13 protein-coding genes, 1 tRNA gene and 3 pseudogenes are annotated in these 14,185 nt (G+C 68.4%); 11 read left to right on the top strand and 6 right to left on the bottom strand.

The features are described from left to right. Positions 1–351: 351 nt before the first annotated feature. The 4 genes and pseudogenes from ABT118_RS01870 (at position 352) to ABT118_RS01885 (ending at position 2,373) form a co-directional block, all read left to right on the top strand. A complete protein-coding gene (locus ABT118_RS01870) occupies positions 352–777 on the top strand; it encodes a GntR family transcriptional regulator (RefSeq protein WP_350644215.1) in 426 nt (141 codons plus the stop codon). Further along, a pseudogene (locus ABT118_RS01875) lies at positions 774–1,195 on the top strand (HD domain-containing protein); the annotation flags it as partial. The gene ABT118_RS01870 and the pseudogene ABT118_RS01875, both read left to right, overlap by 4 nt. A 249-nt stretch (positions 1,196–1,444) precedes the next feature. Beyond that, positions 1,445–1,612, top strand: a pseudogene (locus ABT118_RS01880) (hypothetical protein); the annotation flags it as partial. Positions 1,613–2,013: 401 nt separating this feature from the next. Then, entirely contained in the window at positions 2,014–2,373 is a 360-nt protein-coding gene (locus ABT118_RS01885; RefSeq protein WP_350644217.1) for a hypothetical protein, read from the top strand. A 26-nt stretch (positions 2,374–2,399) separates the two neighbouring features. On the opposite strand, the gene ABT118_RS01890 is transcribed toward ABT118_RS01885, so the two are convergent. Continuing rightward, the gene (locus tag ABT118_RS01890; RefSeq protein ID WP_350644218.1) at positions 2,400–2,891 is read right to left on the bottom strand and encodes an NUDIX domain-containing protein; all 492 of its coding nucleotides are present in this window, start codon (positions 2,889–2,891) and stop codon (positions 2,400–2,402) included. Between ABT118_RS01890 and ABT118_RS01895 the strand changes: the two are divergent. Together ABT118_RS01895 and ABT118_RS01900 are read left to right on the top strand one after the other, a co-directional pair. Further along, positions 2,866–3,117 (top strand): annotated as a pseudogene (locus ABT118_RS01895) (DUF3631 domain-containing protein); the annotation flags it as partial. The gene ABT118_RS01890 and the pseudogene ABT118_RS01895 overlap by 26 nt on opposite strands. A gap of 537 nt (positions 3,118–3,654) precedes the next feature. Beyond that, positions 3,655–5,160: a LacI family DNA-binding transcriptional regulator gene (locus ABT118_RS01900; protein WP_350644222.1), complete on the top strand. Its 1,506-nt coding sequence runs from the start codon at positions 3,655–3,657 to the stop codon at positions 5,158–5,160. 119 nt (positions 5,161–5,279) lie between these two features. Here ABT118_RS01900 and ABT118_RS01905 read toward each other — a convergent pair. Both ABT118_RS01905 and ABT118_RS01910 read right to left on the bottom strand, forming a co-directional pair. Beyond that, a tRNA-Pro gene (locus ABT118_RS01905) sits at positions 5,280–5,353 on the bottom strand. A gap of 100 nt (positions 5,354–5,453) precedes the next feature. Continuing rightward, on the bottom strand, positions 5,454–6,395 hold the full coding sequence (locus tag ABT118_RS01910; RefSeq protein WP_350644224.1) for a metallophosphoesterase: 942 nt from the start codon (positions 6,393–6,395) through the stop codon (positions 5,454–5,456). Between the two features lie 131 nt (positions 6,396–6,526). Here ABT118_RS01910 and ABT118_RS01915 point away from each other — a divergent pair, with 131 nt between their 5' ends. Next, the gene (locus ABT118_RS01915; protein ID WP_350644226.1) at positions 6,527–6,979 is read left to right on the top strand and encodes a GatB/YqeY domain-containing protein; all 453 of its coding nucleotides are present in this window, start codon (positions 6,527–6,529) and stop codon (positions 6,977–6,979) included. A gap of 132 nt (positions 6,980–7,111) precedes the next feature. On the opposite strand, the gene ABT118_RS01920 is transcribed toward ABT118_RS01915, so the two are convergent. After that, on the bottom strand, positions 7,112–9,352 hold the full coding sequence (locus ABT118_RS01920; protein WP_350644227.1) for a transglycosylase domain-containing protein: 2,241 nt from the start codon (positions 9,350–9,352) through the stop codon (positions 7,112–7,114). Positions 9,353–9,752: 400 nt separating this feature from the next. On the opposite strand from ABT118_RS01920, the gene ABT118_RS01925 reads away from it, so the two are divergent. Then, positions 9,753–10,076, top strand: coding sequence for a WhiB family transcriptional regulator (locus ABT118_RS01925; RefSeq protein ID WP_033333275.1), 324 nt, complete (start codon positions 9,753–9,755; stop codon positions 10,074–10,076). 125 nt (positions 10,077–10,201) lie between these two features. On the opposite strand, the gene bagB is transcribed toward ABT118_RS01925, so the two are convergent. Continuing rightward, on the bottom strand, positions 10,202–11,344 hold the full coding sequence (gene bagB, locus ABT118_RS01930; protein ID WP_350644228.1) for an ATPase BagB: 1,143 nt from the start codon (positions 11,342–11,344) through the stop codon (positions 10,202–10,204). After that, complete coding sequence (gene bagA / locus ABT118_RS01935; protein ID WP_350644229.1) at positions 11,341–12,399, bottom strand: ATPase BagA; 1,059 nt, start codon at positions 12,397–12,399, stop codon at positions 11,341–11,343. The genes bagB and bagA overlap by 4 nt, the downstream gene beginning before the upstream one ends. Before the next feature lie 165 nt (positions 12,400–12,564). On the opposite strand from bagA, the gene sp36 reads away from it, so the two are divergent. The 3 genes from sp36 (at position 12,565) to ABT118_RS01950 (ending at position 14,158) form a co-directional block, all read left to right on the top strand. Continuing rightward, entirely contained in the window at positions 12,565–12,720 is a 156-nt protein-coding gene (gene sp36 / locus ABT118_RS01940; RefSeq protein WP_157531528.1) for a Sp36 family protein, read from the top strand. Beyond that, on the top strand, positions 12,720–13,184 hold the full coding sequence (locus ABT118_RS01945; protein WP_350644230.1) for a RidA family protein: 465 nt from the start codon (positions 12,720–12,722) through the stop codon (positions 13,182–13,184). Before sp36 ends, ABT118_RS01945 begins: the two co-directional genes overlap by 1 nt. A gap of 128 nt (positions 13,185–13,312) precedes the next feature. Further along, entirely contained in the window at positions 13,313–14,158 is an 846-nt protein-coding gene (locus ABT118_RS01950; RefSeq protein ID WP_350644231.1) for an NUDIX hydrolase, read from the top strand. Positions 14,159–14,185 lie beyond the last annotated feature (27 nt).

Here is a 14,185-nt window from a genome sequence, read left to right on the forward strand (position 1 = left end):
TGCCGGATTTCTCCGGCAGGGCCCTTCCTGCGTACTACTGGGTCGGGGTGGCGGGATTTGAACCCACGGCCTCTTCGTCCCGAATGAGGTCCGGCTGTCTCGCCCACCTGTGCGAACTGTCAGACTCGCAGTTCAGAGCATTGGGGTGCGTTGGTCTCACTAGTGGTTGAACGGTGCCGCTACCAAGATCATCTCCCAAACTTCTCCCAGCAGGGAGGCGGTGCTTGGCTGAACCGTACTGACCGGGCTCTCGATGATGGGCCTCAGACTGCGGCATCCTTCATTGTGGCCGGAGAGCACACGACCAGGAAGGGGCGGCCAGTGGCAGAGCGGAGTCCGCGTGGGACGTACTTGCAGATCGCCGAAGCGCTGCGGGCTGAGATCGGTATGGCTTCCGGAACGAGCACCTTGCCGTCCGAGGCCGAGCTGATGGCACGGTACGGCGTTGCGCGGAGCACAGTGGGACGCGCGCTCAAGATCCTGGCGGGCGAGGGGCTGATTCGCTCCCAGCAGGGTGCGCGCCGCACCGTGACAGCAACAGACCGGACGCCTTCGGTCTACGACCAAATCGCGGGTGTGATCGCCAGGGACGGGCTGGAGCCAGGCGATGCATTTCCGTCGGAGAGCGCACTTTGCAGCCAGACGTCAGCTTCGAGGGGCACTGTCCGACGGATCCTGGCACAGCTCGAAGGAGCTGGGATTCTGGAAGTCCGGCAGGGTACGGGCCGCTTCGTCCGCACGGTTCCGAAGCTGGAGAGCACACCACCCAACCTATAGAAACGGATGTTGCTGTGTGGGCCTACGACCTCGCTGAATCTCTTCTCTCGGACGATCTGCCCCGCCGATGGGCCCACTCCCAGGGCGTGGCCGGCCGGGCTCGCACCTTGGCACCGATCCTCGGGCCGAACGCCGAAACTCCTCGTGTCTGCAGCGGTGCTGCACGACATCGGGTACTCGCCGCGCCTCACCGACAGCGGATTCCATCCCCCTCGATGGCGCTCGCTTCCTGCGCAACGTCGAGCGGGCGGATGAGCGAGTTGTGCGACTGGTTGCGCACCACTCGTGCGCGCTACTGGAAGCAGAGGAGCGAGGGCTCCGCGGTGAGCTGGCGGCGGAGTTCCCGCTGGAGACTCCAGAGTTGGTCGATGCGCTGATCTACTGCGACATGACGACCACACCCGACGGAAGCCGAACCGGAAATCCATGCTGCGGTCGAGCGCGTGCAGCACCGGTTGACGCTTGTCCCGTCGCCCGAGTGAAGCCTGATGCGCCAGGCCAGCTTCGGGTGACCCCCGTATAGGGCGTGTGCTGGGACCCATCTAGCCATCCACGAGCCACAATGACGGGCCCATGCGAGGCGAAGTGCTCGTCGCACTTGCGCTCTCCGCTGGCGGGTGCTGGGTAGCGGCGCATACTGAAGGGGCGGATAAGCGAGGAGTCCGTCATGGGTGAACCTGAAAGCAAAGTCAAAGGACTTCAGCAATTCGAAAGCTCGACTCTGATTGAGCTGGCAGAGTTTATAAAGGCATTTGAAGAGAAGTTTGACATTAAGGCATCGGTGCCGGTGGCGGCAATGGTGGTCGGCGATATGGAGGGAATATCCGCAGGGGAATTCCTGCATCATGGGCTGATTGCTGAGCTTTATGAGGGGATGGCGAATCTGCGCGACAGGAGAGTCGCTGAAGAATCGCCTGTCCCCATGTCGGCCTCAGCTCAATCTGAAATAGGCGCTTCGGCGGGCAAAGTGCCGTCGGCTGCTCCGCCCTCCAGAGGGGAAGGGGGAATCGGAAAGCGGCCCACCTCGCGGGCGCACTGGGAGTGGCTGACGAACGCTCTGGTAAATGCCGCCGGTCTGTTCGATCTCTTCGGTGTGGCTGACCCGGTGCCATCCCGATTCGCTCCCCATCCGTTCACCGAAGGATTGGAGGAGCGAGTAGATGAGGCTCTTGCCCTTCTGAGTGCCAGCAGCGGCGAGCCCATAATCTATGGGGGTGAGCAGCGTTGACTCCGGAGGTGACCATGCCGACAACGGCTGACCAGGAAGCATTAATATCGGATCAGCTGGCTAAAAAGCTAGTTGCGCTACAAAAGGCATCACCAGCTGCCTTTGATGTGGTTGTGAAGAGATGGAAGTCGGATCAGGAACATGCTCAAAAAATGGAGCTAGCTCCTGGGCGTAGTGTCTGGATATGTCGGATTGCCGCTCTGGGGGCAGTTGCCGCACTCTGTGTTCTGGCGTGGCATGCCATTGATAAGGGCTATGCTGCCGAGGGTGTCACAATTGTCACATCTCTTGCTGCTTCGCTCGCCTTTGTCTTCATCACGGGACGCCTGACTGACGGCGATAAAAAGGGGTCGAGTGGAAAAGAGTGAGAGGGCTTTTCGTGGGATTTGTGCGGCTAGCCAATGTGTGGCTGAGTTCGGGCTGGGTCAATAGCATGCTCGATACGAAGCCGCATGGACGGGTGAATGGGAAGATCACGGAGGTCCGCTGGGTTAACCCAACGGACCTCTTTTGACTCCTCGCTCGTCCGGAGCGCTCCGCCGACAGGGCGGGCGAGGAAGCAAATGGAAAACTGCTGGCGAACCTCCCCGTTGTCGTACGCCATGCGGTGCCCGGGGTCGGTGTAGAGCCCCGTAATGGCGATGACCTCAACGTCGATACCTGTCTCCTCAAGCACCTCCCGGACCACCGTGTCGGCAACGAACTCTCCAATGTCGTGCCCACCTCCGGGGAGGGCCCAGAGCCCGTTGTCCGTCTTGTGGATGAGAAGTACTTGCCCAGCATCGTTCTGGACGAGTGCCACGACGGAGGGGACTACCGAGTTCGCCGCCGGCGCATCGGGGTCGTTGATGTAGTCGATCCTCGGCGGCCTCCCGGACACGATCATGAGCCGCTCCATCGTCATCCGGATGCGCCGCCGTGCCCCCAACGAGACGGTCGAGCCGTTCCGCGAGCGCATCAACGAGCCCGAGGGCCACGTGCTGCGCGACCGCCTCGCCGACTGGGCGGAGTCCGTGCGCGAGCTGGTCGACGGGGCGTGGCCCGAGATGCCCGACGGGGTCACTGACCGGCCCGCCGACGTCTGGGAGCCGCTGCTCGCCTACATCACTGCCCCCGTTGTTGGCGCCCCGACGGAGTTCACCACCGTCGGCTGACCGCCGTAACCGCTACAGCTACGCCATCCGCTACAACTGCACCCCATCTGAGCTGCGCTGTAGCGGCTGTAGCGGCACTTCAGAGAACAAGGCTTAGGGGAGGAACGATGTTGCCGCAGAACCGGACCGTGCTGGCTGCTCTCTACAACCCAGCCGACATCGCGAGGGCACTGGGTAAGTCCGAGTGGTGGGTGAAGGAGCAGGCCCGACGGGAGCGCATCCCGTTCACGAAGCCTGGCCGCGCATATCGCTTCACCGCCGAGCAGTACGAGGAGATCGTCCGGCTCTACTCGGTGCAGCCGATTGCGCCAGCCCGCTCCCAGGAGCGTCCGCCACCAGCTCGGCCCCGACCGACTGCCCAGACCGCCACCGCGATGGGAGCTGCGCGACTCCGGGCACGGACCCCGCGCCGCACAGCCGCGCACCAGCAGCAGGTGGCCTAGCAACTGCCCCGCCCGGCACAGCCGGGCGGGGCGCCAACTGAAGAAGGAACACGTGGGATACGCCGAGAACCGTGGTGACTACTGGCGCGGGCGCTACAAGATCGCCCCCAAGCAGTACGGAACCGTCAAGGACGAGAACGGCCGGACGCGGCGCTTCACCACGAAGCGCGCTGCAGAGAAGGCGGCGGCTGTGGAGGAGGAACGTGTCCTCACGGTCAAGCCGGTGACCGTGGTGAAGCGGGCCACCTTCGGGGAGTACGCAAACCGCTGGTACGAGCGGCAGGACCTCGCGTCCTCCACCATGCAGAACTATCGGCGGCACCTTGAAGACCACCTTCTACCAGCGTTCGAGGCTGTTTACATCGATGAGATTGAGCGAGACGCGGTGGATTCCTGGGAGAAGAGGGAGCGCGAGATCTACGCCGCGAGCAGCGTCAAGACCTGGCGGAGCACCCTCCATCTGGTCCTCAGTGACGCGGTGGACGACGGATTGCGTGAGTCCAACCCGGCCACCAAGCGGCGGGGCCGGGGCAAGCGTGCCGGCCGGTCACGCAACCGGGGCCCCGAGAAGGTCGTGACCAATGCGCTCGGCATCCTGCTGATCGCTGAGCGGGCCGCTCTGCTGGCCGGGCGGGAAGACGACTTCACCGCCGTGGTGCTCAAGGGGTACACCGGCATGCGTTGGGGGGAGATTGTCGGCCTGGAGCCGGAGTTCATCCGGCCGGCGGCAGTCCGGGTCGAGTGGCAGCTCTACGAGCTGGACAACGGAGCGTTTGACCGCTGCCCGCCGAAGGACGATTCGTACCGGACGATCGACTCCCCGGGATTCCTCTCCCGGCTGCTGGCTGACCAGGTGGAGCGCGCCCCAGCCAAGCCGTGCGAGTGCCACGGCCTGCGGTACCTGTTCAACGGTCACGGTGCCGCCAACGGCGCCGCGCGCCGACCGGGCGCGAAGCTCGTGGACGTGGCCCGGTTTGCCGGTGTCTCCACCGGAACAGTCTCCAACGTCCTTAACCGCCCCCATGTGGTCGCCCTCGATACCCGGGACCGGGTCGAGAAGGCGATGACCGATCTTGGCTACATCAGGAACTGGGCATCCGGGGAGAACGCCGCGCACTGGCGACGGAACGGCTTTGCCACCTGGCTGTTCAAGCCCGCGACGACGGGGTGGTACCCGAAGAAGGCACCAGAGGAGGCTCGCCCGGTGCCGCTGCTCGCCGAGCCGTGGCCGGGCATTCCGGCGCGTGGCCGGGGAGCGGCCGACCGGTCTGAGGCATGCTGGTTGCCGATCGCTCCGGGGCTCACGCCGCACGGGCTGCGGCACACGCACAAGACGATGATGGATCTCTTCCGGACACCCGAGAAGCTCAAGGACGAGCGCATGGGCCACGAGGACGGTTCGGTGCAGGCTCGGTACTCCCACATCTCGCCTGAGATGCGTGCCGAGCTGCTGGGGAGCCTCAGCCGGGCCTGGGAGGAGGCTCTCGCCGTCCGCCGGAGGATGTCGCCGGGCTTCCCGGTTCTGACACTCGACGCCCTGTTGAGGGAGGGTCAGTAACCGTTTGCCTGAGGGCCTTCCGGACCGCTTTTCTCCCAGGATTCTCCCGGGAGGGTCCTGAGAACCAGTCAGGGCCGGTCTCCCTTGCGGGAGACCGGCCCTGAGCTGGTCTTACTGGGTCGGGGTGGCGGGATTTGAACCCACGGCCTCTTCGTCCCGAACGAAGCGCGCTACCAAGCTGCGCCACACCCCGGTCCTGCTTCGTTGCTCTCCGTCTCCGGTGCAACGAGTAGAACTCTACCGGACGCCTGCCGAGAGACGAAATCCGGTTTCCCGGGGTGCTGAGCAGGGGGTCAGCGGCGGGGGGTGAGGGTGAGGAGGGTGGCCTCGGGGGGGCAGGCGAAGCGGACCGGGGTGTAGCGGTTGGTGCCGCAGCCGGCCGAGACGTGGAGGTAGGACTGGTGGCCGCCGGCGCGGTGGGCGGAGAGGCCCTTGACCCGGCGGGTGTCGATGTCGCAGTTGGTGACCAGGGCGCCGTAGAAGGGGACGCAGAGCTGGCCGCCGTGGGTGTGGCCGGCCAGGATCAGGGGGTAGCGGTCGGCGGTGAAGGCGTCGAGCACCCGGAGGTAGGGGGCGTGGACGACGGCGATCGAGAGGTCGGCCTCGGGGGAGGGGCCGCCGGTGACGTCGGTGTAGCGGTCGCGGCGGATGTGCGGATCGTCCAGCCCGGTGAACTCGACGTCCAGGTCGGCCAGCTTGAGGCGGCCGCGGGTGTTGGTGAGGTTGAGCCAGCCGGCCGCGTCGAAGCCGTCGCGGAGCTCCGTCCAGGGGTTGTGGACGGCGCCGGTGATGCCGCGTCGGCCGGTGCCGTCGGGGTTGTTCAGGCCGTGGACGCCGCTCTTCAGGGCCTTGAGGTAGCGGGTGGGGCTCTTCGGGCTCGGGCCGTAGTAGTCGTTCGAGCCGAAGACGTACACGCCGGGGAAGTCCATCAGCGGGCCGAGCGCGTCGAGGGTGGCGGGTACGCCGAGCGGGTCGGAGAGGTTGTCGCCGGTGTTCACCACCAGGTCGGGGCGGAGGCCGGCCAGGCTCTGCAGCCAGCGCTGCTTCTTGGCCTGCCCGTTGACCATGTGGATGTCGGAGACCTGCAGTACCCGTACCGGCTTGGCCCCCTTCGGCAGGATCGGTACCTCGACCCGGCGCAGCCGGAACGAGCGGACCTCGAACCCGGCGGAGTAGGCGAGGCAGGCGGCGCCGGTGGCGGCGATTCCGAGTGGGACGGAGTACAGCGGTCGCATCGGTCCATGGTCTCAGACGCATGATCGGAGCGGGAACGGCCGGGTACCGACGGGTGTACTGACGCTGCGTCAGCAGGCGGGCCGGGGGCAATCCGGTTGCCCGTAGCCGGACGGCGGCATATGAATGGCCTATGACTACGCTCAAGCAGCAGCTGCAGGAGGACCTCACCGCCGCGATCAGGTCCCGGGACGAGCTCAGCTCCTCCACCATCCGACTGACCCTGTCCGCCGTCACCGCCGAGGAGAAGTCGGGCAAGACGGAGCGGACGCTCTCGGACGACGAGGTGCTGAAGGTGATCGCCCGGGAGGCGAAGAAGCGTCGGGAGGCGGCTGAGGCGTTCGATGCCGCGGGCCGTACCGACTCCGCCGCGCAGGAGCGGGCCGAGGGCGAGCTGCTGGCGCGTTACCTGCCGAAGCAGCTGACCGACGAGGAGCTGACCGCGATCGTGGCCGAGGCCGTGGCGGCCAGCGGGGCGACCGGGCCGCAGGGCATGGGTGCGGTGATGAAGCTGGTGAAGCCGAAGGTGGACGGCCTGGCCGAGGGTGGCCGGGTGGCCGCCGCGGTGAAGGCCGCCCTGCAGTAACCAGCGAGCAGAGCAGCGCCGACGGATAGCAGCGCAGCGCAGACGGAACGCACAACAGACGCAGCGCACAGCAGAGGGCCCGCCCCGGTTCGACCGGGGCGGGCCCTCTGCTGTGTCGGTTACCGGCGGCCGTCAGTGCCGGCCGCCACCGTTACCGCCGTTGCCACCATTGCCGCCGTTCCCGTTGCCGTTCCCGCCGATGATGCCGGGCGGCAGGGTGAAGTTGCCGCCGATCAGCCCGCCGTTGGCGGTCGCGCCGTCGCTGGAGGGCGGGGAGGCGCTGGCGTTCGGGTCGGTCTTGGGCAGCGGGTCGGGGATGCTGACGGTCTGGAAGTTGCCCTTGGCGGTGCCGTCGAGGGCGTCGTCCATGGCCATCTTCCAGATCGGCCCGGGGCCGGTGGCGCCGTAGACGCCGCCGTTGAAGCGGGTCGGACCGATCTTGATGTTCTTCATCGAGACGTTGACGGTCGGGCCGCCGAGCCAGACCGAGGTGGCCAGCTCGGGGGTGTAGCCGGTGAACCAGGCGGCGTACCGCTCGTCGGTGGTACCGGTCTTGCCGGCGATCTGGCGGCCGTCGTCCAGCTGGAGCGAGGAGCCGGTGCCCTTCTCGGTCACGCCGAGCAGCAGCGTGTTGATGCCGTCCGCCGTGGTCTCCGACATCACCTGGGTGCAGTTGGCCGCCGGGACGGGCAGCTGGGTGCCGGCCGTGTTGACCACCGACTTCACCGCGACCGGGGTGCAGTACTTGCCGCGCGCGGCGAAGGTCGCGTAGACGTTGGCCATGGTCATCGGGGAGACCTCCTGGGTGCCGAGCACCATGGAGGGGACCTCGAGCAGCGGCTTGCCGCTGGCCAGGTTCTTGATGCCGAGCTTGTTGGACATCTGCTTGACCGCGCAGAGCCCGGTCTCCTGCTCCATCTGCACGAAGTAGGTGTTGACCGACTTCGCCATCGCCTCCTTGAGGGCGTACGGGCCGACCTCGCCCTTGCTCTCGTTCTCGACCGGGACGCCCTTCTCCTTCCAGGTGCCGGAGCACTGGGTCATCGAGGGGTAGTCCATCTTGTACGGCGAGGGGTACTCCTGGGTGATCGGCACCCCGCTCTCCAGCGCCGCCGCGGCCAGGATCGGCTTGTAGGTCGAGCCGGGGGAGAAGCCGTTGCCGCCGCCCATCGCCGCGTCGGCGTTGAGGTTGAGCACGGTCTGGTTCTGCTTGGCGTCCAGGCCGTACGGGCGGCTCTGGGCCATCGCCAGGATCTCGCCGGTGCCCGGCTTGATCATGGTGGCGGCGGCCGCGACCGAGTCGGTCGGGTAGACCTTGGTGGTCACCGCCTTGTACGCGGCGGCCTGCTTGTCCGGGTCGATGGTGGTGTAGATCTTCAGGCCGCCCTGGCTCCACAGCCGCTGCCGGTCGGTGGCGCTCTTGCCGAAGGTCGGGTCCTGCTTCACCACGTGCCGGACGTAGTCGCAGAAGAAGCCCATCCCCGCCTGGGCGGTGATGCAGCCGTTCAGCGGCTCCTTGTACTTGAGGTTGAGCGGCGTGGCGATCGCTTCCTTGGCCTGCGCGTCGGTGATGTGCTTGTTCTCGAGCAGCTTGCCGATCACCGTGTCGCGGCGGGCCTGGGTCGCCTTCGGGTGCAGCAGCGGGTCGTAGGCGGTGGGGTTCTGCACCAGCCCGGCCAGCGTGGCGGCCTCGGCGATGGTCAGGTCCTTGGCGCTCTTGCTGAAGTAGCGGTTGGCGGCCGACTCGACCCCGTACGCCTGGTGGCCGTAGAAGGTGATGTTCAGGTAGTTGGTGAGGATCTGATCCTTGGTCAGCTCCTCCTCCAGCTTGATGGCGATCTTCAGCTCCTGGATCTTGCGACCCAGGCTCTTCTCGGTGGCCTTGCGGAAGAGGTCCTTGTCGTCGCCGGCCAGCTCGACGTTGACGTTCTTCACGTACTGCTGGGTCAGGGTGGACGCGCCCTGCGAGGCCTCGCCCGACTCGGCGTTCTTCCCGATCGCGCGCAGCACGCCCTTGAGGTCGATCGCGCCGTGCTCGTAGAACCGGGCGTCCTCGATGTCGACCTGGGCCTGCCGCATGATCGGGGCCATCTGCTCCTGGGACAGGATGGTCCGGTCGCGGTCGAAGACCCTGGCGATCAGACCGCCCTTGGCGTCGTAGATGAACGAGGCCTGGGAGAGGGTCGGTGCCTTGAAGTCGGTCGGAACGTTGTCGAAGCTCTCGGCGGTGTCCTTGGCGGTCAGACCGAGCGCGCCGACGGCCGGTAGGGCCATGCCCGCGACCAGTACTCCGCCCAGCACGCTGATGCCCAGGAACTTGAGCCCGAGCCCGGCCTTGTCAAGCGGGGATCCCGCGGGTCGCTGAGGTGCCATGGAGAGAACACTACGTCGCTGATTCCCGTACATAGGGGCAGGTGTTCGCCTAGGCTTGTCACAACACTGCGACAGCTTCGCTCTGTTCATCATCGTCACTCTTGTGAGTGATGAGCTTTGCCCGAATTGACCGACTGTCGGGTGATATGTCGCCAGCTCTGCCGGGGGTGCTGTGGCAGAGGGTGACGAAAGTGGTCCGAGGGTCCCTGGCAAGGCCCCCGACCTGCGATCACTCCAACGAGTGAGAAGACGGATACCCATAGTCCGATTGGGCCATTTGAGATTGGGCCCGAAGGGGCTGTTGCGTGCTGCCGTTCTTCCGTAACGTCCTCAACTGGCAGCGGTGAATATGCCGTTGCCGCCGTGGGGGAGCCCCGATTCGGGAGAGGACGGCGCCGGGATGGGCTGGGTGGACGACTGGAGTGCGCAGGCAGCCTGCCGCACGAGTGATCCAGATGAGCTGTTTGTGCAGGGGGCGGCGCAGAACCGCGCCAAGGCGGTCTGCAGCGGGTGCCCGGTACGCACCGAGTGCCTCGCGGACGCGCTGGACAACCGGGTGGAGTTCGGCGTCTGGGGTGGGATGACCGAGCGCGAGCGGCGGGCGCTGCTGCGCCGCAGGCCGACGGTGATGTCCTGGCGCAGGCTGCTGGAGACCGCCCGTACCGAGTACGAGGAGTCACTCGCCACGGGTGTCATCCTGACCGACTACGCGCAGGCGGGCTAGCCCGGGCGGCGGGTTCCATCAGGTACGGCGCCGGCGGTCCAGGTCATCGGCGCCGGGGGGTGCCATCAGGTGGACGGCGACGGCGGGCTGACCTGGGGTCAGCCGCCCCGCCGGGCCGGGGCCCGTCAGCCCCGGCCGCCCAGGCGCTCGCCGATGGTGCGGAGCCCGGCCAGGTCGTGCACGTCGCCCGGCAGGGCCGGCACCTCGACGATCGGCACGTCCGGGTAGACCGAGACGAACCGGTCCCGGGTGAGCCGCTCGCGGTCCAGCACCTGCATCCGCTCGGCATGCAGGCGGAGCAGCCCTGCGGTCAGCGTCTCGGCCTCCACCGTGGTGCTGCCCGAGCCGTTCTCCTCCAGTGCCTCCGCCGCGGCCAGGGCGCGCTCGGCGGTGAGCTGCGGCGCGCCGGTGCGGTGCACCCGGTTGAGCACCAGGCCGGCCAGCGGCATCTCGTCCGCGGCCAGCCGGTCGACGAAGTACGCCGCCTCGCGCAGCGCGTCCCGTTCGGGTGCGGCCACCACCAGGAAGGCCGTGCCGGGGGCCTTGAGCAGCTGGTAGGTCCGGTCGGCGCGCTCCCGGAAGCCGCCGAACATCGAGTCCATCGCGGAGACGAAGGTCTGCACGTCGGTCAGCAGCTGGGCGCCGAAGATCTTGCCCAGGGTGCCGGTGATCAGGCCCATGCCGACGTTCAGCACCTTCATCGCGCTGCGCCCGCCGACCTTGGCCGGGGCGGTCAGTATCCGGATCAGCTTGCCGTCCAGGAACGAACCGAGCCGGTTCGGCGCGTCCAGGAAGTCCAGCGCGGAGCGCGACGGCGGGGTGTCCACCACGATCAGGTCCCACTCGCCGGCCGCCCGCAGCTGGCCGAGCTTCTCCATCGCCATGTACTCCTGGGTGCCGGCGAATCCGGCCGAGAGCGACTGGTAGAACGGGTTCTCCATGATCGCCTTGGCCCGTTCGGGCTCGGCGTGGGCCAGCACGACCTCGTCGAAGGTCCGCTTCATGTCCAGCATCATGGCCTGGAGTTCGCCGTCGCCGGTGACCTGCTCGACCACCCGGGGGGTGTTGTCGAGCTCGGTCAGGCCCATCGACTGGGCCAGCCGCCGGGCCGGGTCGATGGTCAGCACGACCACCTTCCGGCCGCGCTCCGCGGCCCGCAGGCCGAGCGCGGCGGCGGTGGTGGTCTTTCCCACCCCGCCGGAACCGCAGCAGACCAGGATCCGGGTCTTCGGGTCCCCGATCAGGGCGTCGATGTCGAGCTCGGTCATGCTGCCCCCTGCCGCTTCAGCTCACCCGCCAGGCGGTACAGACCGCCCAGGTCAACGCCCCCGCCGAGCAGCGGGAGCTCGTACGTCGGCCGCTTCAGCTGCTGCACCGCCGCCCGCTGCCGGGTCTCCAGCTCGACCCGCTCGGCGTGCTCGCGGGCCTGGTCCAGCAGCGGGTCGAGCAGCGGCTCGACCGCGGCCCGGACCGTCGCCGCGGTCCGGGACCGCCCGCCGAGGCCGGCCTCGCCGAGCGCCAGCGCGATCTCCTCGCGGTGGTCGCCGTCCACCGCCGTGACCGCGGCCGCGTCCAGCAGGGGCGGGCGGACCATGTTCACCAGTACGCCGCCGAGCGGGAGTTGGGCCTCGGCCAGCTCGGCGAGTCCGTCCACGGTCTCCTGCACCGGCATCTCCTCCAGCAGTGTCACCAGGTGCACCGCCGTCTCGGGTGATCTGAGCACCCGCATCACGGCCTGCGCCTGCCCGTGGATCGGCCCGAACCTGGCCAGCCCGGCCACTTCGGAGTTGACGTTCAGGAACCTGGTGACCCGTCCGGTCGGCGGCGCGTCCATCACGATCGCGTCGTACGTGCGCCGCCCGTCCGGGCCCTTGCGCCGGGCCGCCTCGCAGGCCTTCCCGGTCAGCAGCACGTCCCGGACGCCGGGGGCGACGGTGGTGGCGAAGTCGACGAAGCCGACCTTCTGCAGCGCCTTCCCGGCCCGGCCCAGCTTGTAGAACATGTCCAGGTACTCGAGCAGGGCCTGCTCGGTGTCGATCGCCAGCGCGTACAGCTCGCCCGCCGGACCCCGGCCGTCCAGGCCGAGCCTGGCCCGGGTGACGGTGGCGACCTTGCGCTCCTCGTACGGCAGCGCGGCTATCCCGAACAGCTCGGCGACGCCCTGCCGGCCCTCCACCTCGATCAGCAGGGTCCGGCCCCCCTCGGCGGCCAGGGCCAGCGCCAGGGCGGCCGCGACGGTGGTCTTCCCGGTGCCGCCCTTGCCACTGACCACGTGGAGTCGGACACCCTCCCAGTCCGGATCGCGCCGCTCGACCTGGTCCACGCTCCGCCTCCGTCCGTCTCAGCGGCACCGCACGCGCGGGGTGCCTCCTCCCGCGAGCGTAACCAGCCGCCGCCCCCGATGCCGGGAGCCCCGGGGGAACAGACGTGATTCATGCCCGCCCTGTGTCCCGGATCACACCCCTCCCGGTCGTCTAGAGTCACCCTCATGACCAAGTGGGAATACGTCACCGTGCCGCTGCTCGTCCACGCCACCAAGCAGATCCTGGACTCCTGGGGCCAGGACGGCTGGGAGCTCGTCCAGGTCGTTCCGGGCCCCAACCCCGAGCAGCTGGTCGCCTACCTCAAGCGGGAGAAGAGCTGATGAGCAAGGTTGAGCAGAGGCTGGCCGAGCTCGGCCTGACGCTGCCCGAGGTGGCCGCCCCGGTCGCCGCGTACGTCCCGGCGATCCGCTCCGGCGAGTACGTGCTGACCGCGGGTCAGCTCCCGATGGTCGCGGGCAAGCTCCCCAGCACCGGCAAGGTCGGCGCCGAGGTCACCGCCGAGGAGGCCAAGGAGCTGGCGCAGATCTGCGCGCTCAACGGCCTCGCCGCGATCAAGTCCGTGATCGGCGACCTGGACAAGGTCGAGCAGGTCGTCAAGGTGGTCGGCTTCGTCGCCTCCGCCCCCGACTTCACCGGCCAGCCCGGCGTGATCAACGGGTGCAGCGAGCTGCTCGGGCAGGTCTTCGGCGCGGCCGGCGTGCACGCCCGCAGCGCGGTCGGCGTCACGGTGCTGCCGCTGGACGCCCCGGTCGAGATCGAGTTCCAGGTCCGCGTCTCCGCCTGACCGCAGGACGCGCTGTCGCAGGAAGCGACAGGAAGCAGCAGGAAGCAGCAGCAAGGGGCACGGGGCTCCGCAGAGATGCGGCCCCGTGCCCCTTCTCGTACCACCCTTCCCGCATTAGCATCCGGATCATGAAGCCGATGCCACCGTCCTGGCCCGCCCGGATCAGGGCGCTCGCGGCGGGCGGGCTGACCCCGCCGACGCCGAAGCCGTCCGCCACCGTGGTGCTGCTGCGGGACGGGACGGCGGGCCCGGAGACCTACCTGCTGCGCCGCCGCACCTCGATGGCGTTCGCCGCCGGGATGTACGCCTACCCGGGCGGCGGCGTCGACCCGCGGGACGCGCAGGCCGAGATCGGCTGGGTCGGGCCGACCCCGGCCGAATGGGGCGAGCGGCTCGGGGTGGACGCCGCGACCGCGCAGGCGGTGGTCTGCGCCGCAGTCCGGGAGACCTTCGAGGAGGCCGGCGTCCTGCTGGCGGGACCGGACGCCGCGACCACGGCGGACCCGGCGGACTGGTCCGCCGAGCGGGCCGCGCTGGAGGCGCACGAGCTCTCCTTCGCCGACTTCCTGCGGGCGCACGGCCTGCTGCTCCGCTCCGACCTGCTCTCCGCCTGGGCCCGATGGGTAACCCCCGCGTTCGAGGAGCGGCGCTACGACACCTGGTTCTTCGTCGCCGCGCTGCCGGCCGGGCAGCGGGCCGCCGACACGGTCGGCGAGGCGGACCGGGTCGCCTGGCTGACTCCCGCCGAGGCGGTCGAGGGCCACGCCGACGGCCGGTACGGCATGATGCCGCCGACCGTGACGGTGCTCCGTGAGCTGCTGCCGGCCGCCACGGCGGCGCAGGCGGCCGTGCTCGCGGCGGACCGGAAGATCGAGCCGATCCTCGGTGCGGCGGAACTGACCGGTGATCGGATCTCGGTGCGATGGTCGGGGTATGAAGAGCTGACCATCGACGGTATTTTTCCTCCCAACTGACCGCTCCGTCCAGGAAGGACTCGCCCG

The organism is Kitasatospora sp. NPDC002040 (assembly GCF_040296785.1).
GTDB lineage: Bacteria > Actinomycetota > Actinomycetes > Streptomycetales > Streptomycetaceae > Kitasatospora.

Excerpts from the sequence above, each read along its gene's own strand:
- ABT118_RS01890 (WP_350644218.1), bottom strand. The coding sequence starts at position 2,891 with ATGATCGTGTCCGGGAGGCCGCCGAGGATCGACTACATCAACGACCCC.
- ABT118_RS01915 (WP_350644226.1), top strand. The coding sequence starts at position 6,527 with ATGACTACGCTCAAGCAGCAGCTGCAGGAGGACCTCACCGCCGCGATC.
- ABT118_RS01920 (WP_350644227.1), bottom strand. The coding sequence starts at position 9,352 with ATGGCACCTCAGCGACCCGCGGGATCCCCGCTTGACAAGGCCGGGCTC.
- ABT118_RS01910 (WP_350644224.1), bottom strand. The coding sequence starts at position 6,395 with ATGCGACCGCTGTACTCCGTCCCACTCGGAATCGCCGCCACCGGCGCC.
- ABT118_RS01950 (WP_350644231.1), top strand. The coding sequence starts at position 13,313 with ATGAAGCCGATGCCACCGTCCTGGCCCGCCCGGATCAGGGCGCTCGCG.
- sp36 (WP_157531528.1), top strand. The coding sequence starts at position 12,565 with ATGACCAAGTGGGAATACGTCACCGTGCCGCTGCTCGTCCACGCCACC.
- ABT118_RS01945 (WP_350644230.1), top strand. The coding sequence starts at position 12,720 with ATGAGCAAGGTTGAGCAGAGGCTGGCCGAGCTCGGCCTGACGCTGCCC.
- ABT118_RS01925 (WP_033333275.1), top strand. The coding sequence starts at position 9,753 with ATGGGCTGGGTGGACGACTGGAGTGCGCAGGCAGCCTGCCGCACGAGT.
- bagB (WP_350644228.1), bottom strand. The coding sequence starts at position 11,344 with ATGACCGAGCTCGACATCGACGCCCTGATCGGGGACCCGAAGACCCGG.